This is a genomic window from Thermomonospora echinospora (assembly GCF_900108175.1).
In the GTDB taxonomy this organism is placed as follows: Bacteria; Actinomycetota; Actinomycetes; order Streptosporangiales; family Streptosporangiaceae; genus Thermomonospora; species Thermomonospora echinospora.
In genome coordinates this window covers 86,437-105,794 of sequence record NZ_FNVO01000017.1, presented here as the reverse complement: position 1 = coordinate 105,794, position 19,358 = coordinate 86,437, and the positions used below count along the sequence as shown (strand labels likewise).

At 72.7% G+C, this 19,358-nt stretch carries 20 protein-coding genes; 11 read left to right on the top strand and 9 right to left on the bottom strand.

The features are described from left to right. The first annotated feature begins 539 nt into the window (after window positions 1-539). The 7 genes from C4U03_RS29575 (at window position 540) to C4U03_RS29545 (ending at window position 7,384) form a co-directional block, all read left to right on the top strand. Window positions 540-1,241, top strand: a complete 702-nt coding sequence (locus tag C4U03_RS29575) for a TetR/AcrR family transcriptional regulator (RefSeq protein WP_103942353.1) — start codon at window positions 540-542, stop codon at window positions 1,239-1,241. Window positions 1,242-1,504: 263 nt separating this feature from the next. Beyond that, a complete protein-coding gene (kamD, locus tag C4U03_RS29570) occupies window positions 1,505-3,088 on the top strand; it encodes a lysine 5,6-aminomutase subunit alpha (RefSeq protein WP_103942351.1) in 1,584 nt (527 codons plus the stop codon). Next, window positions 3,085-3,873, top strand: a complete 789-nt coding sequence (gene kamE / locus C4U03_RS29565) for a lysine 5,6-aminomutase subunit beta (RefSeq protein WP_103942348.1) — start codon at window positions 3,085-3,087, stop codon at window positions 3,871-3,873. Before kamD ends, kamE begins: the two co-directional genes overlap by 4 nt. Beyond that, window positions 3,870-4,283 carry a 3-aminobutyryl-CoA ammonia lyase gene (gene kal, locus C4U03_RS29560; protein WP_103942345.1) on the top strand — a complete coding sequence of 138 codons (414 nt, stop codon included), beginning with the start codon at window positions 3,870-3,872 and terminating at the stop codon, window positions 4,281-4,283. Before kamE ends, kal begins: the two co-directional genes overlap by 4 nt. A 64-nt stretch (window positions 4,284-4,347) precedes the next feature. Then, window positions 4,348-6,000, top strand: coding sequence for an apolipoprotein N-acyltransferase (lnt, locus tag C4U03_RS29555; protein WP_103942343.1), 1,653 nt, complete (start codon window positions 4,348-4,350; stop codon window positions 5,998-6,000). A gap of 4 nt (window positions 6,001-6,004) precedes the next feature. Then, window positions 6,005-6,751, top strand: a complete 747-nt coding sequence (locus C4U03_RS29550; RefSeq protein ID WP_103942342.1) for a polyprenol monophosphomannose synthase — start codon at window positions 6,005-6,007, stop codon at window positions 6,749-6,751. Window positions 6,752-6,832: 81 nt separating this feature from the next. Beyond that, window positions 6,833-7,384 carry an FxsA family protein gene (locus tag C4U03_RS29545; RefSeq protein WP_235018235.1) on the top strand — a complete coding sequence of 184 codons (552 nt, stop codon included), beginning with the start codon at window positions 6,833-6,835 and terminating at the stop codon, window positions 7,382-7,384. Window positions 7,385-7,390: 6 nt separating this feature from the next. On the opposite strand, the gene C4U03_RS42645 is transcribed toward C4U03_RS29545, so the two are convergent. Then, the gene (locus C4U03_RS42645) at window positions 7,391-8,362 is read right to left on the bottom strand and encodes an ArsR/SmtB family transcription factor (RefSeq protein ID WP_103942338.1); all 972 of its coding nucleotides are present in this window, start codon (window positions 8,360-8,362) and stop codon (window positions 7,391-7,393) included. A 58-nt stretch (window positions 8,363-8,420) separates the two neighbouring features. On the opposite strand from C4U03_RS42645, the gene C4U03_RS29535 reads away from it, so the two are divergent. Then, on the top strand, window positions 8,421-9,635 hold the full coding sequence (locus C4U03_RS29535; protein WP_103942336.1) for an MFS transporter: 1,215 nt from the start codon (window positions 8,421-8,423) through the stop codon (window positions 9,633-9,635). A 57-nt stretch (window positions 9,636-9,692) separates the two neighbouring features. Here the strand turns inward: C4U03_RS29535 and C4U03_RS29530 are convergent, their stop codons facing one another. From C4U03_RS29530 to C4U03_RS29495, 6 genes are all read right to left on the bottom strand, one after another. Continuing rightward, window positions 9,693-10,145, bottom strand: coding sequence for a MerR family transcriptional regulator (locus C4U03_RS29530; protein ID WP_103942334.1), 453 nt, complete (start codon window positions 10,143-10,145; stop codon window positions 9,693-9,695). Then, entirely contained in the window at window positions 10,142-10,492 is a 351-nt protein-coding gene (locus C4U03_RS29525) for a hypothetical protein (RefSeq protein ID WP_103942332.1), read from the bottom strand. The genes C4U03_RS29530 and C4U03_RS29525 overlap by 4 nt, the downstream gene beginning before the upstream one ends. A 173-nt stretch (window positions 10,493-10,665) precedes the next feature. Beyond that, the gene (locus tag C4U03_RS29515; RefSeq protein ID WP_103942328.1) at window positions 10,666-11,901 is read right to left on the bottom strand and encodes an epoxide hydrolase family protein; all 1,236 of its coding nucleotides are present in this window, start codon (window positions 11,899-11,901) and stop codon (window positions 10,666-10,668) included. A gap of 378 nt (window positions 11,902-12,279) precedes the next feature. Next, entirely contained in the window at window positions 12,280-12,624 is a 345-nt protein-coding gene (locus C4U03_RS29505; RefSeq protein ID WP_103942456.1) for an RNA polymerase-binding protein RbpA, read from the bottom strand. 142 nt (window positions 12,625-12,766) lie between these two features. Beyond that, window positions 12,767-13,393 (bottom strand): ATP-dependent Clp protease proteolytic subunit, encoded by a 627-nt coding sequence (locus C4U03_RS29500; RefSeq protein ID WP_103942326.1) that lies wholly within the window; start codon window positions 13,391-13,393, stop codon window positions 12,767-12,769. Continuing rightward, complete coding sequence (locus tag C4U03_RS29495) at window positions 13,390-14,031, bottom strand: ClpP family protease (protein ID WP_103942324.1); 642 nt, start codon at window positions 14,029-14,031, stop codon at window positions 13,390-13,392. Before C4U03_RS29495 ends, C4U03_RS29500 begins: the two co-directional genes overlap by 4 nt. A gap of 102 nt (window positions 14,032-14,133) precedes the next feature. Here C4U03_RS29495 and C4U03_RS29490 point away from each other — a divergent pair, with 102 nt between their 5' ends. Together C4U03_RS29490 and C4U03_RS29485 are read left to right on the top strand one after the other, a co-directional pair. Next, a complete protein-coding gene (locus tag C4U03_RS29490; RefSeq protein ID WP_235018234.1) occupies window positions 14,134-14,400 on the top strand; it encodes a type II toxin-antitoxin system Phd/YefM family antitoxin in 267 nt (88 codons plus the stop codon). A gap of 322 nt (window positions 14,401-14,722) precedes the next feature. Beyond that, window positions 14,723-15,976: an FAD-dependent oxidoreductase gene (locus tag C4U03_RS29485; RefSeq protein WP_103942320.1), complete on the top strand. Its 1,254-nt coding sequence runs from the start codon at window positions 14,723-14,725 to the stop codon at window positions 15,974-15,976. Between the two features lie 264 nt (window positions 15,977-16,240). Here the strand turns inward: C4U03_RS29485 and C4U03_RS29480 are convergent, their stop codons facing one another. Next, a complete protein-coding gene (locus tag C4U03_RS29480) occupies window positions 16,241-17,161 on the bottom strand; it encodes an NADP-dependent oxidoreductase (RefSeq protein ID WP_103942319.1) in 921 nt (306 codons plus the stop codon). 147 nt (window positions 17,162-17,308) lie between these two features. On the opposite strand from C4U03_RS29480, the gene C4U03_RS29475 reads away from it, so the two are divergent. Continuing rightward, a complete protein-coding gene (locus C4U03_RS29475; protein ID WP_160147135.1) occupies window positions 17,309-18,130 on the top strand; it encodes a hotdog domain-containing protein in 822 nt (273 codons plus the stop codon). 95 nt (window positions 18,131-18,225) lie between these two features. Here the strand turns inward: C4U03_RS29475 and C4U03_RS29470 are convergent, their stop codons facing one another. Next, window positions 18,226-19,338 carry an enolase C-terminal domain-like protein gene (locus C4U03_RS29470; RefSeq protein WP_103942315.1) on the bottom strand — a complete coding sequence of 371 codons (1,113 nt, stop codon included), beginning with the start codon at window positions 19,336-19,338 and terminating at the stop codon, window positions 18,226-18,228. Window positions 19,339-19,358: the final 20 nt, after the last annotated feature.

Sequence of the window (19,358 nt, the reverse complement as noted above, 5' to 3'; positions counted from 1 at the left end):
GACGGGCCGGAACGCCTGGTGGCGTAGACTGACCCGCGTTTCAGCCGTTTGAACGACCGTTCGAGTCCTGTGAACTCGGGCCAAGCGCGGGCAGAGTGCGTCCATGAATGACGATGACCTAGGGCGGGGCCGGCCCTCCGGCCGGTTATGCGAAGATCCTGCGGTCATGGGAACCGGATCCGCAAGGACCGGGACCGGCGTTCTGCGTTGAGCGGCGATCGCTTCGTGCGCCGCGGCCGCTCGCATCGGCGGACCGGATCCGTCGGCCACCGGCGGGGGCCCGTTGCGGCGCCCCTCCGCCGACCGGCCGAGCGACCGGCCGTGACCGCTTCACCGCCAGACGCCCGTACCGCCGGGGGAGCCCCGCGTCACCGTGACGGCCGGACCGGGAGATCCGGACGGAGCGGGACGTCCACCGTCGTGGGGGCCGATGCCCGGACGACCGGTGTCAGGCGGGCGTGACGCATGATCACCCGCCGCGGGCACGGCGGGTGATCATGTGAGGATGGGTGCGTGGGACGCGACCGGGAGGGCGTGCGATGAAAGAGGCCACTGACGTCATCAGCGGCGAGGGCTCCGGTGGCCGCGCCGGCGCCGGGCCCGCGGGCGGGTCGGCCGGTGCGAGGCGGCCCGGTCCCCGTGAGATACGCCGCCGGCAGCGGATCGAGCTGGGCAGGGAGCAGCTGCTGCAGACCGCCGAGGAGCTGTTCGCCAAGCGCGGCTACTACGAGACGAGCCTGAAGGACGTGGCCGAGATGTGCGAGTTCTCGGTCGCCTCGATCTACACCTTCTTCGACAACAAAGAGGACCTCTATCTGGCGGTCCTGATGCGCCGCGGGGCCTGGCAGCGGGAGGAGATGGGCCGGCTCGCGGCCGAGGAGATGTCCGCCGCCGACCGGCTGGTCGCGATGGTGCGGGCGCAGATCGAGCACCGGCGCAAGTACCCCGCCTGGGGCCAACTGCACGCCCAGATGACCAAGATCGGCGGGCGGGGCACCGGTGACGTCCCGGCGGTCTACCGGGAGTTCTACCACGAGATCGTCGGGCTGCTGGCGGGGGTCATCGCGGAGGGGCAGCACGAGGGCACGCTGCGTCCCGGCGACCCGCACGCCCTGGCGCGGCTGTGCAGCGCGCTCATCGACAGCTTCACCCTGATGGACCCGGTGATCAGCGACGAGCCCGAGGGGATCGACGCCGAGGACTTCCTGAACTTCATCCGCGAGACCTTCACCCTGGGCTGACCCGGCCCCGTTCCCCCCGCCGGCCGGCGACGGACCGTCCGGCGATTAAAAATCTACAATGTAAAGGTGCCGGGCTGAGTCGTCATCCCCTCCATGCGACCCGGCAAGAACCGCATCGAGGCCCACTGGAAAGCGGGCAAGCCCCGAGCGATGTAGAGGTTTCCGGAAAATCCCCGTACGGGCGGAGAATCTTGCGGGCTGAGCGCCTGATAGCGGAGGATTCTTCACAGGGGATGTGACCTGTGACACGAGGGGAGCCGCCGGTGAGCAAGCTCGGCCTGGACCCGGCCACGGCGGCGCGCGCACGGCGGCTGGCCGCCCGCGCCGCCGAACCGATCATCGAGATGGCCCGTACCCACACCACCATGTCGGTGGAACGGGCGCTGCTGCGGCTGGCCGGCCTGTCCGGCGCCGACCCCGGCGGCATGCCGTGGGTCAACCACCTGGCCGAGGCGGTCCGCGCCCAGGTCGGCATCGAGCACGGCGTCGCCCTGCCGGTCTGGGACGCGCTGCTGACCGGCCCCCACGGGGGACTGCGCGAGCTGGCCGAGGCGGCCGCCGCCGGCCGGGTCGTCTTCCGGCTGCCGGAGGGGGCCGACGCCGCGGCGGCCCGGCGGGCGGCCGGGCGGGCGGCCGAGGCCGGCCTGGCCCGCATCGACGCGCGCCGCGCCGAGCGCGACCGGCTGCTGCGCGAGGTCGGCGACCCGCCGCATCCCTGGATCTACTTGATCGTGGCGACCGGCGACATCCACGAGGACATCCCGCAGGCGCAGGCCGCCGCCCGGGAGGGCGCCGACGTGGTCGCCGTCATCCGCTCCACCGGGCAGTCGCTGCTGGACTACGTGCCCGAGGGCGCCACCCGGGAGGGCTACGCCGGCACCTACGCCACCCAGGAGAACTTCCGGCTGATGCGGGCCGCCCTGGACGAGGTGTCGGCCGAGCTGGGCCGTTACGTGCGGCTCACCAACTACGCCTCCGGGCTGTGCATGCCCGAGATCGCCACGCTGGCGGGCCTGGAACGCCTGGACATGATGCTCAACGACTGCATGTACGGCATCGTGTTCCGCGACATCAACCCTCGCCGCACCTTCATCGACCAGCGCTTCTCCCGGCAGATCCACGCCCGCGCCGGCATCGTGATCAACACCGGCGAGGACAACTACCTGACCACCGCCGACGCCGTCGAGGCCGCGCACACCGTGATCGTCAGCCAGCTGCTCAACGAGCGGTTCGCGCACGAGGCGGGCCTGGCCGACGCGCAGCTGGGCCTGGGCCACGCCTTCGAGATCGACCCGGCGCTGCCGGACTCCTTCCGGCTGGAGCTGGCCCACGCCCAGCTGGTGCGGGAGCTGTTCCCGCACGCGCCGCTGAAGTACATGCCGCCCACCCGCCACATGGGCGGCAACGTCTTCGCCGGCTATCTGCTGGACGCCTTCTTCAACCTGGCGGGGATGATGACCGGCCAGTCGATCATCCTGATCGGGATGATGACCGAGGGCATCCACACCCCCTGGCTGGCCGACCGCGACCTGGCGCTGGAGAACGTCCGCTACGTCCGCGCCGCCGCCGGGCGGCTGGCCGAGGACTTCGCGCCCCGCCCCGACGGCTTCATCGCCCAGCGCGCCCGGCGGGTGCTGGCCGAGTCGGTGGAGCTGCTGGAGCGCATCTGCGACGACGGGCTGCTGCACGCGATCGCGGACGGCACCTTCGGCGTCACCTGCCGTCCCCCCGACGGTGGCAGGGGCCTGGACGGGGTCGCCGAACGCGCCGACGGCTACTACAACCCGGCCATCGAGCTTTTGGACGGACGGCCGTCGGCCCACCACGACGCGGAGGTGCCCGCATGACCGCCGACAGCGCCTCGACGCAGATCATCCGCCCCTACGGCGACACCACCGGCGACGGCATGGTGCAGGTGTCGTTCACGCTGCCGGTCCCGCACGGCCTGCGGGCGCAGGCCGCCGCGCTGCACCTGGCCGCCGCGATGGGCCTGGAGCCCGCCAGCGTCGTGCACGCCAAGCCGATGGGGCCCGACTTCACCTTCTTCATCGTCTACGGCCGTGTCCGGCACCTGATCGACTACGCGCGGATCCCCGAGCCGCCGGGCCGCGCCTACCCGTTGCTGACCGCCGCCGAGATCAACCTGGCCGTCCGCGCCGCGCTGGGCCGGCGGCTGGTGGTGGTCGGCGCCTGCATCGGCACCGACGCGCACACCGTCGGCATCGACGCCATCCTCAACGTCAAGGGGTTCGCGGGGGAGAAGGGCCTGGAGTACTACCGGGAGATCCAGGTGGTCAACATGGGCGCCCAGGTGGCGGTGGAGGAACTGCTGGCACGCGCCCGAGCCGAGGGCGCCGACGCCGTCCTGGTGTCCCAGGTGGTGACCCAGCGCAACGCCCATCTGGACAACACCCGCCGGATGGCGGCAGCGTTCGCCGCCGCCTACCCGGACGCGGCCGGGCCGGGGCGGGGCCGGCCGCTGCTGGTGGCCGGAGGCCCCCGCTTCGACACCGTCACCGCCGCCGACCTGGGCGTCGACAAGATCTTCGGCAGGGGCACCACCCCCGCCGAGGTGGCCTCCTACCTGGTGCACGCCCTGCTCCCGGCCGCCGGTGCGGGGGAGGGGCGATGAGCGAGGACCCGCGGGTCGGGCTGACCGTCACCCACCGCCGGTACGTGCCGTACGCGCACGCCCACTACGGCGGCGACCTCGTCGACGGCGCCTACGTCCTCGGCCTGTTCGGGGACGTGGCCACCGAGGTGTGCATCCGCGCCGACGGCGACGAGGGCCTGTTCGCCTCCTACGACGACGTGCAGTTCCGGGCGCCGGTGCGGGCCGGTGACGTGCTGGAGGCGTCCGCCACCGTCGTCGCCGTCGGCCGCCGCAGCCGTAGGCTGGAGTTCGCGGCGCGGGTGGTGTGCCGGGCCGACCCCGCCCGCGGCGCCTCGGCCGCCCGCGTGCTGGCCGAGCCCATCGTGGCCGTCACCGCCGTCGGGACCGTGGTGGTGCCGCCGCCGGCCACCGGGGCGGTCCCGATGTGAAGTTCGTGGCAGTCTCCGGGGGACGATAGCGTTCCGGCCAGCAGCCCTTTCACCGAGGAGCGACGTGGCTCACGACACCGTGCCGGAACGGCAGCCCGCCGACCCCGCGCCCCCCGCCCCGCCCGAGCGGCGGCGACGAGCCGCCCGGCCGACGGGCCGGTGGGCCCGGCTGCGCACCGGTGGCCGGGCGGGCTGGGCGCGCACGCTCGCCGCCGTCGCCGGCGGCCTGGTGATGTGGCCGGCGTTCCCGCCGCTGGACGTGTGGCCGCTGGCGCCCGTCGGTGTCGCGCTGCTCACCCTGGCCCTGCACGGGCTGGGTCCGCGCGCGGCGGCCTGGACGGCGTTCTGGGCCGGGGCGGCGTTCTTCCTGCCGGCCCTGTCGGGGATCGTCAAGATCGGCCCGGACGGGTGGGTGCTGCTCAGCCTGGTGCAGGCCGCCTACTTCGCGCCGATGGGGGCGGGCATCGCGCTGGCCGCCCGGCTGCCCGGTTGGCCGGTGTGGACGGCGGCGCTGTGGGTGGCGCAGGAGTTCGTGCGCGGCCGGGCCCCGTTCGGCGGTTTCCCGTGGGCGCGGCTGGTGTTCAGCCAGACCGACAGCCCGCTCGCCCCGTACGCCGCGGTCGGCGGCGCCCCCCTGGTCACGTTCCTGACCGCCCTGGCCGGGGGGCTGCTGGCCTACGCCGTGCTGCGCGCGCCCCTGCCGGCCCTCCTGGCCCGCCGGCTGCCCGGCGCCGGCCGGGCCCGGGGCCTGCGGGCACCGGCCCTGGCCCTGGCCGGGGTGCTGGCCGTCGGAGCGGCCGGGCCGCTGATACCGCTGCCCACCGACGGGCGCGCGGTCACCGTCGCCGTGATCCAGGGGAACGTGCCACGGCTCGGGCTGGATTTCAACAGCCAGCGCCGCGCCGTCCTGGACAACCACGTTCAGCGCACCCACGAACTGGCCGCCCAGGTTCGCGAGGGCAGGGTCGCCCGCCCCGAACTGGTGGTCTGGCCGGAGAACTCCAGCGACCTGGACCCCTACACCGACCCGCAGGCGCGCGCCCTGATCGACGCGGCGGTCAAGGACATCGGGGTGCCGGTGCTGGTCGGCGCGGTCATCGACGCCGCCGACGGCGAGCATGTGGAGAACCGCGGCATCGTGTGGGACCCGCGCACCGGCCCCGGCGACCACTATGTCAAGCGGCATCCGGTGCCGTTCGGGGAGTACCTGCCGTTCCGTGAGGTGCTCACCAAGCTGATCACCCGGTTCGAGCGGATCCCCCGCGACTTCGCCAAGGGGGAGCGGAAGGGGCTGCTGCAACTGGGCCCGGCCCGCATCGGCGACGTGATCTGCTTCGAGGTCGCCTACGACGGTCTGGTCCGCGACGTCGCCGAGGCCGAACTGCTGGTCGTGCAGACCAACAACGCCACCTACGGCCGTACCAGCCTGCCGCCCCAGCAGGTCGCCATGTCGCGGCTGCGCGCCGTCGAGCACGGCCGCAGTGTGCTGGTGGCGGCCACCAGCGGCATCAGCGCGATCGTCGCCCCCGACGGGCGCATGCTCGACCGCTCGGCCGAGTTCGTCCCCGATATCCAGGTGGCCGCCGTGCCCGCCCGGACCGCCCCCACCCTGGCCGACCGGCTCGGCGCCCTGCCCGAGGGGGCGCTGGCGCTGCTGGGCCTGGCCGCCGCCGTCGCGGCGGTGCGCGCCGGCTCCCGCACCACCGAAGGAGCGTGACGCCATGCAGATCCCGCACGGTCTCGGCCGGGTGCTGGTGATCATCCCGACCTACAACGAGCGGGACAACCTGCAGGCTGTCGTGGGACGGCTGCGCGCCGCGGTGCCTGCCGCCGACGTCCTGGTGGTCGACGACGCCAGCCCGGACGGCACCGGTGAGCTGGCCGACCGGCTGGCGGCGGACGACGAGCGGATCCAGGTCCTGCACCGCACCGGCAAGCAGGGGCTGGGGGCGGCCTACATCGCCGGGTTTCGCTGGGCGCTGGAACGCGGCTACGACGTGCTGGTGGAGATGGACGCCGACGGCTCCCACCAGCCCGAGGAACTGCCCGCCCTGCTGGAGGCGCTGGTGGACGCCGACCTGGTGATCGGCGCCCGCTGGGTCCCCGGCGGACGGGTCGTCAACTGGCCGCGCTCGCGCGAGGCGCTCTCGCGCGGCGCCAACATCTACACCCGCCTGATGGTCGGCGCCCCCCTGCATGACGCGACCGGCGGCTACCGCGCCTACCGGGCCGCCGCCCTGCGCAAGATCGACCTGGCCGGGGTCGACTCGCGCGGCTACTGCTTCCAGATCGACCTGGCGCTGCGCACCGTCCGCGCGGGCCTGCGGGTCGTCGAGGTCCCGATCACCTTCGTCGAACGCGAGCACGGCACCAGCAAGATGAGCCGCGACATCATGGCCGAGGCGATGTGGAAGATCACCAGCTGGGGTGTGCGGGCCAGGATCGGCCAGGTCCGCAGGAACACCTGACCCGCCCTCGTGACCCGCCCTCGTCGGGGCGGAACGATCCGCGGTGGCGCGGCGTTGTCCGGATGGAGTCCCGTTCCCATCGTGAAGCTTGGTGCCATGCTCCCGCTGCTGATGTTCCTGGCGTTCCTGCTGCTGCCCGTCCTGGAGATCTTCGTGGCCATCCAGGTGAGCGCGGTGCTCGGCGGCTGGCAGACGGCCGTGCTGCTGCTGGCCGGGAGCCTGCTGGGGGCCTGGCTGGTGCGCCGCGAGGGCCGCCGCGCCTGGCGCGCCCTGAGCGGGGCCTTCGCCGGCGGCGCGACGCCCGAGCGGGAGCCGGCCGATGCCGGGCTGCTGCTGGCGGGCGGGATGCTCCTGTTGATCCCCGGCTTCGTCACCGACGTGCTGGGCCTGGCGTTCGTGCTGCCGTTCACCCGGCCGCCGGTGCGGCGGCTGCTGGCCGCCTACGCCGCCCGCCGGATCCGCGCCGCCGAGCAGCGCCTGGCTGCCCAGGGACTGGACGGGATGTTCGGTCCCGGAGCCGACCTCCCCCCGCACCTGGGCTTCCCGCCCCGCCCCGGCCCGGCGACCGGGCGGCGCCCCGCCGACGGTCCCGTCATCCAGGGCGAGGTCATCCACGACGACCGCACCGGCTGACCCCGCTCACCGGCGCGCCGGGGCCTCCACCAGCACCTGACCGGCCCGCGTACGGGAGTACAGCACCGACCGCCCGGCACGCCGCCGCCGCACCAGCCCCGCCTCCAGCAACACCTTGAGGTGACGGCCCACCGAACCCAGCCCCTGCCCGGTCAACGCCACCAGCTGCGTCGTGCTCTTGGGCGTGTCCAGCAGCACCAGGACGCCGGCCCGCCCCGGACCCAGCAACCTGCCCAGCGCCTCGGGGACCACCGCCCCGTCCGGCCCGGCGAGCGTCCCCGAACACGGGTACACCACCGCGTACCGCCGCCCGTCGTCCCAGGAGACCCAGCCCCGCCGTGCGGTGACCGGGACGAACATCAGCCGGGCCTCGCCGATCTCTCGGGGCGGGTAGTCATAGGTGTTGATCTGCAGCCGGCCCCCGCCGAGCCAGCGCATCCCCGGCCGCATGTCGCCCATCGCGGCGGCCCAGCCGCCGCTGCTCAGCCGCCCCGTCCGCGCGACCACGTCGGCCTCGAGGATCCGCCGCCGCCGCGGCCATTCGGGCAGCACCGCCCGCCGCCACACCCACTCCAGCACCCCCGCGGCACGCTCCGGCAGATCGGGCCGGCGCAGCTCAGCCGGCAGCGGACCGCCCACCGACACGGCCAGGTCCGCCTGGGCGGCCTCCGCCGACGTCCGGCGTATCCGCGTCAACTCCTCCTCGAACGACTGCTCGCCCTCACCCGCCGGCGTGGGCGTCAGGAAGTCGGCGTTCCACCTGCCGCCCAGCCCGACCCGCACCAGCAGCGCCGTGACCGGATCACCGGCCAGCCGCTCCCGGTAGGCGGGCAGATGCGCGTCGAGCCAGACGTGCTCACCCGGATGCGCGGCCGTCCCCCGGTCCAGGCTCTTCAGGCTCGCGATGGCCTCGGCCAGAGCGGAGATCACGAACCGGCTCTCCGCCAGAGTGTCGGCGTTGACTTGCCACCAGCCCACGTTTCGCCTCCCCGCGAAACGATAACGGCTCCGCCGCAGGGGCGCCGAGACTCCCGCCATGCGCACTTACCGGGAACTGTTCCGGACGCCGGAGTTCACGCCCCTGTTCACCACCGCCTCCCTGCAGGTCGCCGCCACGACGGTGAGCGGACTGGCTCTGGGCACCCTCGTCTACGCCGCCACCGGCTCACCGTTGCTGTCGGCGCTGAGCATGTTCGGCCCTTCCTTCGCCCAGGTGCTCGGGGCGATGGCGCTGCTGTCGGCGGCCGACCGGATGCCGCCGCGCGCCACGACGACCGGGCTGGCGCTGGTCTTCGGCCTCGGCACCGCCGCCCTGGCCATACCGGGCCTGCCGCCGTGGGCGCTGTCACTGATCGTCATGGTCCAGGGGCTGGCCGCCTCCCTGGGCGGCGCGGTCCGCTTCGGGCTGCTCAACGAGATCCTCCCCGAAGACGGCTACCTGCTCGGCCGCTCCGTGTTCAACATGTCCGTCGGCGTTCAGCAGATCCTCGGGTTCGCCGTCGGCGGCATGCTCATGACCGCCCTGTCCCCGCGCGGCGCCCTGCTCACTGCCGCCGCCCTCCACCTCCTCGCCGCGGCCGTCGCACGGCTCGGCCTGTCCGCCCGCCCACCGCGCGCCACCGGACGGCCCTCGGTCCGCCAGACCTGGCGGACCAACGGGCGGCTGTGGTCCTCCGGGCCGCGTCGCCGCATCTACCTGGCCCTGTGGGTGCCCAACGGGCTGATCGTCGGCTGCGAGTCGCTCTACGTCCCCTACGCCCCCGAGCACGCCGGACTGCTGTTCGCCGCCGCGGCGTTCGGGATGCTCGTCGGCGACACCGCCGTCGGCCGTCTCGTCCCGCCGCAATGGCGAGACCGGATCGGCGGCCCGCTGCGGCTGCTGCTGGCCGCCCCGTACCTGATCTTCCTGCTGCATCCGCCGCTGCCCGCCGCGGCGGCCGTCGTCGCGCTCGCCTCGGTCGGCTACTCGGCCAGCCTGCTGCTGACCGAACGCCTCATGGCCATCACCCCCACGGAGATGAGCGGCCAGGCCCTCGGGCTGCAGTCCTCCGGCGTGCTCACCCTGCAAGGGGTCGGCGCCGCGCTTGCCGGCACCATCGCCCAGCTCACCTCGCCCACCACGGGGATGGCCGTCATGGCGGCCGCCTCCATCACGGTCACCCTGGCGCTGGAACCCGGCCTGCGCACTGCCCCCGACACCGGCGCCCCCGACGTCCCGGCCCGGCGGATCGGGTACGGGGCGCGTACATGATGTGGGCGGCCGCGGCCTCGGCCGGCGCGCCGAGCCCGGTACCGGTCTTCGACGGGTTCAGGGGGAAGGCTCCTGGCGGTCGCGACGGGCGAGTTCGGTGAACGGCAGTGGGCAGTGCGGCTGTCCGACGCAGGTGATCAGGTCATCGCAGCCGGCGTCGATCGCCTCCCGCAACGTGTCCCGGATGACCTTCAGGTCGGCGATGCGCTCCTCGACCTCGATCAGCTTGACCCAAGCACGTTCCCGCAGACCGTGATCGGTGTGGCCATGCCGGTGCCGGGAGGTCTCCAGCAGATCGGCCACCTCCTCCAGGGTGAATCCGAGCCGTTGCGCGGTCTTGATCACCCGCAGTACCGTCACGGTCTCGGCCGGATACAGGCGGTGCCCGCCCAGGCTGCGTTCCGGCTCGGCGATCAGACCGCGCCGTTCGTAGTACCGCAGGGTCTGCGGGTTCACCCCGGCCGCCTTGGCGACCTGGCCGGAGCGCAACCCCTCGTAGGCGCCGCTCATACCCGCCCGACCCCGGCGGCGCGCGCCTGCAGCGCGTCCAGGACCACGACCCGCCCGGCGGGAACCTCCACCTCCAACGCCATGCCGTCCCCAGTGATGGTGAGGGTGAAGGTGAAGAACGAACAGCAGCCGTTCTCCCGGGCCGTCAACTCGGCGGCCCGGGCGGCAACGGCCGGGCCGGCGTCCAGCCCGAGCCGCAGCCGCGTCGGGGCTGGGCGTTCGAGGGTGCGCACCGCCTCGGCGAAGAACGCGTCGAATTCCGCCACCCGCAGCGGCTGCTGCTCAGTCGGCAGGGTGCAGGACGAAGGCACCCAGGCAGAGTCCAGTGTGATCTTCTGATCGGTCATACCTGGACGGTAGGCCTGTACCCCGGTACCGGATGCAACTCCCGACCGGGCCTTGGCCGACGCGCTGCTGTTCGCCGCCAGGAGGCTGGGGACGGAACGGATCGCGGTGTTGCTCGCGGTGTTGCTCGCCGTGCGCGGGGACGGTGCGGTGCCGGACGAGCCCGCGGAGTCGTTCAGGGCCTGCGGCCGTGGAAGGTGCGGCGCAGGTCGCTCACCCAGGCGTCGGGGTTCTCCCAGGGGATGAAGTGGCCGCCGTGGTCGTGGGCGTTGACGTTGACGTGGTTGAACCAGTCGCCCTGCGGGCCGGACTTGAACGCCTGGACGCGCTCGCCGGCGGTGTGGATGTCGGGCGGGTTCTCGTAGGTGACGAAGGTGAGGCCGACCGGGGCCTGCACGACCGGGGTGCGGTCGTGGGCGGGGGCCCAGGGGTAGCGGTTGGCGTTGGCGTAGTAGCGCATCGACGTGGCGATGGAGTTGTTCACCCAGTAGATCATGGTGTGGGTGAGCAGGTCGTCCTTGGTGAAGACGGACTCGACGTCGCCGCCGTTGTCGCTCCAGGCGTTCCAGCGCTCCAGCAGCCAGGCGAGCAGCCCGGCGGGTGAGTCGCTCAGCCCGTGAGCCAGGGTGGCGCCGTCGAGCATGTGCACGGCGAGGTGGCACGCCGAGCGGTGGTCCAGCTCGATGATGCGGGCGCGGACGTCGGCGGGCTGGTTGTCGGTGAGGGGCCGGTTCCGGGCGAAGTCCCAGGCGCGGGGCCCGGTGAAGAAGTCGAGCGGCAGCCCGGAGCCGATGTGGATGCCGTACAGCTCGTCGGCGTACTTGTGGCCGAGCTGGCTGGAGACGATCCCGCCGATGTCGCAGCCCCCGGCGGCATACTTCTCATACCCCAGAGTCTCGGTCATCAGGGTGTGCCAGAGGTCGGAGACCTTCCAGAAGTTGACGTCCGGAAAGCCAGTGAGCGGGCCGGGGAAACCGAAGCCGGGCAGAGACGGCACGATGACATCGAAGGCGTCGGCGGGGTCACCGCCGAACGCGGCCGGGTCGGCGAGCGGGTCGATCACCTTGGACCAGTGCCAGAACGTCCATGGCCAGCCGTGGGTGAGGATCAACGGGATCGGGCGAGGCCCGCGGCCGGGCTTGCGCATGAAGTGCACTGGGACACCGGCGACGCTCACCTGGTAGTGCTCGTAGGCGTTGATGGCGGCCTCGGCCTTGCGCCAGTCGTAGCCGTCCCGCCAGTAGGCGACCAGCTCACGGAGATAGCTGTCGGGGACGCCGTAGGACCAGTCCTCGTTCCCCTCGTCCAGCGGCGGACGGGTCAATGTGAGACGGGCGCGCAGGTCGTCGAGGACTTCGCCGGGCACATGGATCGGGGTGGGCTCCAGGGGGAAGGCATGTGGGGCGCTCATGGCGTGGTTCCTTCTGCGTAGGGGAAGCAGTGTCGTCGGCCTGTTGGGTGGTTGGACGGCGAGCCGGGCCATTGCGGGGAGTGCGGGCAGCGATGCGGCCAGTGCCCGCCGTGGTGCGGGTCGAACTGGTCAAGTCGGGCCACGGCGCGATCATCGCCGGGCAGGTCCCGGGGGCGCGGCTGATGATCGTAGCGGGCATGGGGCACATCCTGCCGCCCGAGATGCACGAGGAGCCGGCCGCCGCCGTCCTTGCGCACACGGCCGGGTGTGAGGGCCCGCTGCCGGCATCATGCCCGGCCCGGCGGCAACCTCGTCCTCGAACGGCGTCGGGCCCGCACCGCGGTAGCGGTACGGGCCCGATGAGCCGGTCGGTGATCGTTATGCGGTCTTCTTGCGTTGCGCCCGCAGGATCGCCAGACGCTCGGCGAGGACCTCCTCCAGGTCCTCGATCGTGCGCCGCTCCATGAGCATGTCCCAGTGGGTACGGGGCGCCTTGCCCTGCTTGGGCTGGGGCAGCTCCCCGTCCACCCGCAGCGCTGTCGCACCGCAGTTACGGCATTCCCAGGTCATCGGCACCTCGGCCTCAGCGGCGAGCGTCACGGTGAACCGGTGGCCCTTGGAGCAGTTGTAGTCCACTTCTTGCCGTGGGGCCAGATCGGTGTTGCGATCGTTCTCGTAGCTGGTCGCTCCGAGTCGGGTGCCGCGAAGTGCGCGCTCGGCCATCGTCACGTGCCTCCCAGACGGCTTGCGGTCTTATGTCGACCAACGCTGGATACCGTCACAAGATTCCCGCCCCCGGGCCGGTCCAACCCTGCGGTTTACCCGGTTTCCGGGCCCCGGCCGTAAGATCATCGCATTCGCCAGGTCAGCCGCCTGGCCGCCGCCGGCTGGTCAGCACCTCGTCCACCAGCCCGTACTCGCGGGCCTGCGCGGCGGTGAAGAACCGGTCCCGTTCGACGTCGCGGCTCACCTGCGCCGGATCCTGCCCGGTGTGCCGGGCGATGATCTCCTCCATCACCGTGCGCATCCGCAGGATCTCGCGGGCCTGGATCTCCAGGTCCCCGGCGCTGCCGCGGCCGCCCTCGGTGGCCGGCTGGTGCAGCAGGATCCGGGAGTTGGCCAGCGCCGCCCGCCGCCCGGGGGCGCCGGCGGCCAGCAGGATCGCCGCGGCCGAGGCGGCCTGCCCGATGCAGGTGGTCTCCACCTCAGGGCGGATGTACTGCATCGTGTCGTAGATCGCCATCATCGCGGTCAGCGAGCCGCCGGGGGAGTTGATGTACAGGGCGATGGGCCGGTCGGGGTCCATGCCCTCCAGCGACAGCAGCTGGGACATCACGTCGTTGGCGGCGGTGTCGTCGATCGGGGTGCCCAGGAAGACGATGCGGTCCTCGAACAGCTTGTTGTACGGGTTCATCTCCTTGATCCCGTACGTGGTCCGCTCGACGAACGAGGGCACGATGTAGCGGGCCTCGCCGCGGTGGCCGCCGGTCATGAGCCGACCCGGTCGGTGGTGTCGATGACGTGGTCGACGAAGCCGTACTCGCGTGCCTGCTCGGCGGTGAACCAGCGGTCGCGGTCGGAGTCGGCCTCGATCTGCTCCAGCGGCCGGCCGGTGTGGAAGGCGGTCCGCTCGGCCAGGATCCGCTTGAGGTACAGCGACTGCTCGGCCTGGATCCGGATGTCGGAGGCGGTGCCGCCGATGCCGCCGTGCGGCTGGTGCATCATCACCCGGGCGTGCCGCAGCGCGTACCGCTTGCCGGGTGCCCCGGCGCACAGCAGCGTCTGCCCCATGGACGCGGCCATGCCCAGCGCGACGGTGGCGACGTCGTTGGGCAGGTACTGCATGATGTCGTAGATCGCCATCCCGGCGTCGACGACCCCGCCGGGGCTGTTGATGTACACCGTGATGTCCCGCTCGGCGTCCTGGGCGGCCAGCAGCAGCAACTGTGCGCACACCCGGTTGGCCAGTTCGTCGTCGATCTCCGACCCGATCATCACGATCCGCTGCGCCAGCAGCCGCTGGAACACGTGCTCCTGTACCGGCTGCGTCGCCTCCACCACCCTGGCGTACGTCCGCGGCGCGTACGTCTGCGGCCGCTCGTGCGGGTCTCCCAGCTGTCTCGGCAACATGAAGCCTCCTAGTCGTTTTAGATAGAACGTACATTTTGAAGATTTTGTCGGCTAGGGGAGACCTGCGATGTTCGCTATACGATGAATGATGTGAGGATCCCGGTGACGAAGGCTCGGCAGGTCCTGGCGGACCTGGTGAACAGGGTCGCCTACGGCGGTGAGCACGTCGTGCTGACCCGGCACGGCCGGGTCGTGGCCGCCATCGTCTCGCCGGAGGACCTGGAACTGCTGCAGCGGTTGCGAGAAGGCCGGATCGATCTCACCCAGACCGAGCCGGTGGTGTCGCAGGAGGCCGTGGCCCACCAGCCGCAGCAGAGCGCCCCGATGCGCATCGCGGCCGAGTACCGCCCCTCGGGCTTCAGACGCTGACCGAAGCGGGGACGTAGACGCCGCGACGGAGCCGTGCCCAGGGCCACGGTGGCCGGGTGAGAACCGGCCGACCTCCTTTTGACCTGCCCCTCGCTCCCTGTACTGCGCGTCAGCGTCCCGAGCCAGGCACCAGCCGGGACGGTCGGCGATGGGGTGGACGGGATCTTCGGAACGGATGGCGGCGCGTTCCGCGTCGCGGGCCGAGTGCCGGTCGGGGGATCGGCGGGCGGCCATGACAGTACGGCTCGCTGCGGCCCCTCTGTCATTGCGATAGAGCTGGCCTGCGGGTGGGCACACCTCCACATGTCGGTGAGGAGGTCCGGTGAGCGAGGCGACAACATGCGCGATCATCGGTGGTGGCCCCGCCGGTATGGTGCTGGGGCTGCTGCTGGCGCGGGCCGGCGTGGAGGTCACCGTGCTGGAGAAGCACGCCGACTTCCTGCGCGACTTCCGCGGAGACACCGTGCACCCGTCCACCCTGGAGCTGCTGGAGGAACTGGGCCTGTACGAGGGGTTCGCCGCCCTGCCCCACAGCAGGATCCGGCAGGTGACCTTCCCGCTGGGCCGGGGAGAGTCGGTGACCTTGGCCGACTTCCGCCGCCTGCGCCTGGCCCACCCCTACATCGCCATGGTGCCGCAGTGGGACCTGCTGAACCTGCTCGCCGAGGCCGCCCGGGCCGAGCCGACCTTCACCCTGCGGATGAGCACCGAGGCCACAGGGCTGCTGTGGGAGTCCGGCCGGGTCGCCGGCGTGCGCTACCGGGGGCCGGACGGGCCCGGTGAGCTGCGTGCCGAGCTGACGGTGGCCTGCGACGGCCGCTGGTCCGTGGCCCGCCGCCAGGCCGGCCTGGCGGCCCGGGAGTCCCCGGTGAGCTTCGACGCCTGGTGGTTCAAGATCCCCACCGGGGCCGGCGCGCCGTCCGCCTTCCTGCCCCGCAGCAAGCCGGGCAGAATGTTCGTCACGATCCCGCGCCAGGGCTACCTGCAGATCGCCTACCTGGCCCGCAAGGGCACCGACACCCGACTGCGCGCGCGGGGCATCGAGGCGTTCCGCCGCGACATCGTCGAGGTGATCCCCGAGCTGGCGTGCTCCGTCGGGGCGTTGACGTCCATGGACGAGGTCAAGCATCTGGACGTTCGGGTGAACCGGCTGCGCCGCTGGCACGCCCCAGGACTGCTGTGCATCGGCGACGCCGCGCACGCCATGTCCCCGGTGGGCGGCGTGGGCATCAACCTGGCCGTCCAGGACGCCGTGGCCGCCGCGACCCTGCTGGCCGGGCCGCTGCGCGAACACCGCGTCACCGACCGGGACCTGGCCGCCGTCCGGCGCCGCCGGCTGCTGCCCACCGTGGCGACCCAAGCCCTACAGCGCGTGCTGCACCGTCAGGTGATCGGCCCGATCCTGGCGGGCAGGAGCGCCACCCCGCCCCCGTTCCTGCTGGCCCTCACCAGGCGTTTCCCCTGGCTCTCGGCGGTGCCCGCCTACATCGTCGGAGTCGGCGTCCGTCCCGAGCACGCCCCCGCCTTCGCCCGCCGCGCTCCCCACAGACCCGCCCGACCCGCCCGACCCGCCTGAACGGACCGGCCGCCGACCCTGCCCCCTCCCGGGGAGAGCGCCGGGGGAGGCCCCGCAGCGGAAGGGCGGCCGCCCGTCGACGTGCTCACCGGCGGCCGCCCTCTCGGTATCCCTCCAGTGCTCAAGGCTCTGGCTGGCGCGGCATTCTCCTCCTACCCACCCCATCCACCTACACTCCCTGTGACCGGCAAATCACTTATTGTCTGACGGTCAGGGCTTGGCGGCAGGGCGGTGCGGCATGGCCGGAGGCCGGTCGGCCCCGTGTCAGCCGACCGAGAGAACGATCTTGCCTCGGGTGTGGCCGGCCTGGTTGAGCCGCCAGGCCTCGGCCGCCTCCGCCAGGGGCAGGACCCGGTCGACGTGCACGCTCAGCCGCCCGGCGTCGGCGAGGCCGGCCAGCTCGGCCAGCCCGGCCGCGTCGGGCCGTACCCACACGTAATGGCCGCCCTGGCCGGTCACGTCCGGGTCGACGATGGACGCCACCCGGTCGGCCTGCCTGACGACCTGCCGTGAGACGTCCGCCGTGCCGCCGGCGAAGTCCACCACCGCGTCGACCCCCGCCGGGGCGGCCTTCCTGATCCGGTCGGCGAGCCCGTCCCCGTAGGTCACCGGCTCGGCCCCCAGCTCCCGCAGGAAGGCGTGGTTGCGTTCGCCGGCGGTCCCGATCACCCGGGCTCCGCGCGCGACCGCGATCTGCACGGCCAGTGAGCCCACGCCGCCCGCCGCCGCATGCACCAGCACCGTGTCCCCCGCACCCGCCCGGACCCGGTCGAGCGTCTGCAGCGCGGTCAGCCCGGCCAGCGGCAGCCCCGCCGCCTGTTCCCAGCTCAGCGCGGCGGGCCTGCGCGCCAGCATCCGCACGCTCGCGGAGACGAACTCCGCGTACGTCCCGAGCTGGACCATGTCCTTGCGCGCGTACCCGATCACCTCGTCGCCCACGGCGAACTCCTCGGTGTCGAGCCCGACCGCCTCGACGACTCCGGCCACGTCCCACCCCGGGATCAGCGGCCACCGGACCTCCATGATCGAGTCCAGCCGGCCCGCCGCGAGCTTCCAGTCCACCGGGTTGACCCCGGCGGCGCGCACCCGGATGAGCACCTCCCCGGGTGCGACCTTCGGCTGTGGCCGTTCCACCAGCCGCAACTCCTCCGGATCTCCGTACTGCTCCAACGTGATCGCCTTCATAACGGCTGCCATTACCCAGGCGGCGGCCCATCCCACGTCGATGCCGGCCGCCCGGAGGAAACATCCGGTCGCGGGCGACGGATGATCCCACGGGAGACGCGGACGGATCCGCGGCCCGGCCTTGGGGGAACCCCGAAAGGAGAGCCTGTGCGGCAGGACGAGGCATGGCAGTTGCTGGATCGCCTCCATCAGGCGCAGAACGCGTTCTACCAGGGAGGTGATGCGGCGGCGCTGCGCGAGGTGCTGGCCGAGGACGTCGTCTGGCACGTTCCGGGCCGTAGCGCCGTCTCCGGCGACCACCGCGGCATCGACGCGGTGCTGGGCTATTTCGCGCGGCGGCGTGAGCTGGCCGGCCGGTCCTTCCGGCTGGCGGGCCGGCAGGTCCTCGTCGGAGACGGTGACCGGATCGCGGCCGTCACCGACGGCCACGCCGTCATCGACGGGCAGGAGTTCACCTGGCCGGCCCTTGCCCTCTACCAGGTGCGCCACGGACGGATCGCCGCGTGCCGGCTGCTGCCCTTCGACGTCGAGGAGTTCGACGCCATCTGGGCCGACCGGGCGGCCGGTCCGGCCCATGAGGCGCCGCTGCGGGTACGGCCCCGCCACTGCGACGCCCAGGGCATGGTGCACGCGAGTCGCTACTACGAGTTCTTCGAGGACGCCTTCGTGGGGTGGCTCGACGAGCATGCGGGCGGCTACGCGCGGCTACGCGAGGCCGGGACCGATCTCGTCGTGGTATCCAGCGGCTGCGACCACGGCGCTCCCGCCCGGCTGGACGATCGGCTGACGGTCCGCGTGCGGCCCGTCAGGGTCGGCCGCACCTCGCTGACGATGTCGTTCACGGTCCACCGGCGGGAGACGGTCATCGTGACGGGACAGACCGCCTACGTGGCCGTGGGGAAGGGAAAAGGCTCTGTGCCGCTCCCCGAGCCCCTGAGGGCCGTGCTGCACTCCCCACCGACCGGATAGCCGGGGCCGCCGGGCCGCGCGTCGTTCGGTGGGCCTGGACGTCAGGCCCTGCGGTCCCATGCCCCGGCCTGGGCGGCCGGGCTCGTGAGCAGGGCCTACCGTGCCGTTTCCAGATAGGGCTCGGCGTCGGCCTCCTTCAGTTCCAGGCCCAGCCCCGGCCGGGTCAGGTCCGGCTCCAGCGTTCCGGTGGCGGTGGGCTCACGGACTCCGTCGAACAGCATCCGCTCGATGCGTACGTGGTCGTGGAAGTACTCCAGGTGGCGCAGGTGCCAGACGGCCGTGCAGGCGTGCAGGGCCGCCTGGGGCGCGCAGTGGGCCGACAGGTCCAGGCCGTGCGCGTCGCACAGGGCACCGGCCCGCAGGAAGCCGGTGATGCCGCCGCAGCGGGTGACGTCGGCCTGCAGGCAGTCGACCGCTCCGGCCTCGAGCATGCGGCGGAAGTAGGGCAGCGCGTCGCCGTACTCGCCGGCTGCGATGTCCATGCCCGGCGGGCCGGTGTCGCGCAGCAGGCGCAGCCCGGCCAGATCGTCGGAGCTGACGGGCTCCTCCAGCCAGGTGACGCCCATCCCGCCGAACCACCGGGCCCAGGCGAGGGCCTGTTTGCGCCGGTAGCCGCCGTTGGCGTCCACCATGAGCTCGATGTCGTCGCCGATGGCGCTGCGGGCCGCCGTGACCCGGGCGCGGTCGGCCGCCGGGTCCCGGCCGATCTTCATCTTGACCCGGCCGATGCCCTGTTCGGCCCAGCCGGACAGTTGGTCGGCCAGTTGCCGGTCGGTGTAGGAGGTGAAGCCGCCGCTGCCGTAGATGGGCACGGCCCGGTGGCAGGCGTCCAGTGCCACCACCAGCGGAACATCCAGGATGCGGGCCTTGAGGTCCCACAGCGCGATGTCCACGGCGGAGATCGCCATCGCGCCGATCCCGGGACGGCCGGCGTTGCGCAGCGCCCGCGTCATGGCCGCCCACAGGGCCGTCACGTTGCTGGCGTCGGCCCCCGACAGGACGTCCCGCAGTTCCCGGTGGACGAGGGCGGCCACGGCGGCCGGTCCGTAGGTGTAGCCGAGCCCGGTATGCCCGGCGGCGGTCATCTGGACCACGACGATGGTCGTGGCGTCCCACTCCAGCGTCGCGTCGGATTCCGGCTCCGCCGTCGGCACCCGGTAGGCCGACACTTTGATCGATTCCAGCGGTATGGCCCGGGCGCCCGCCATGGCCCCGCCCCTCTCCCGAC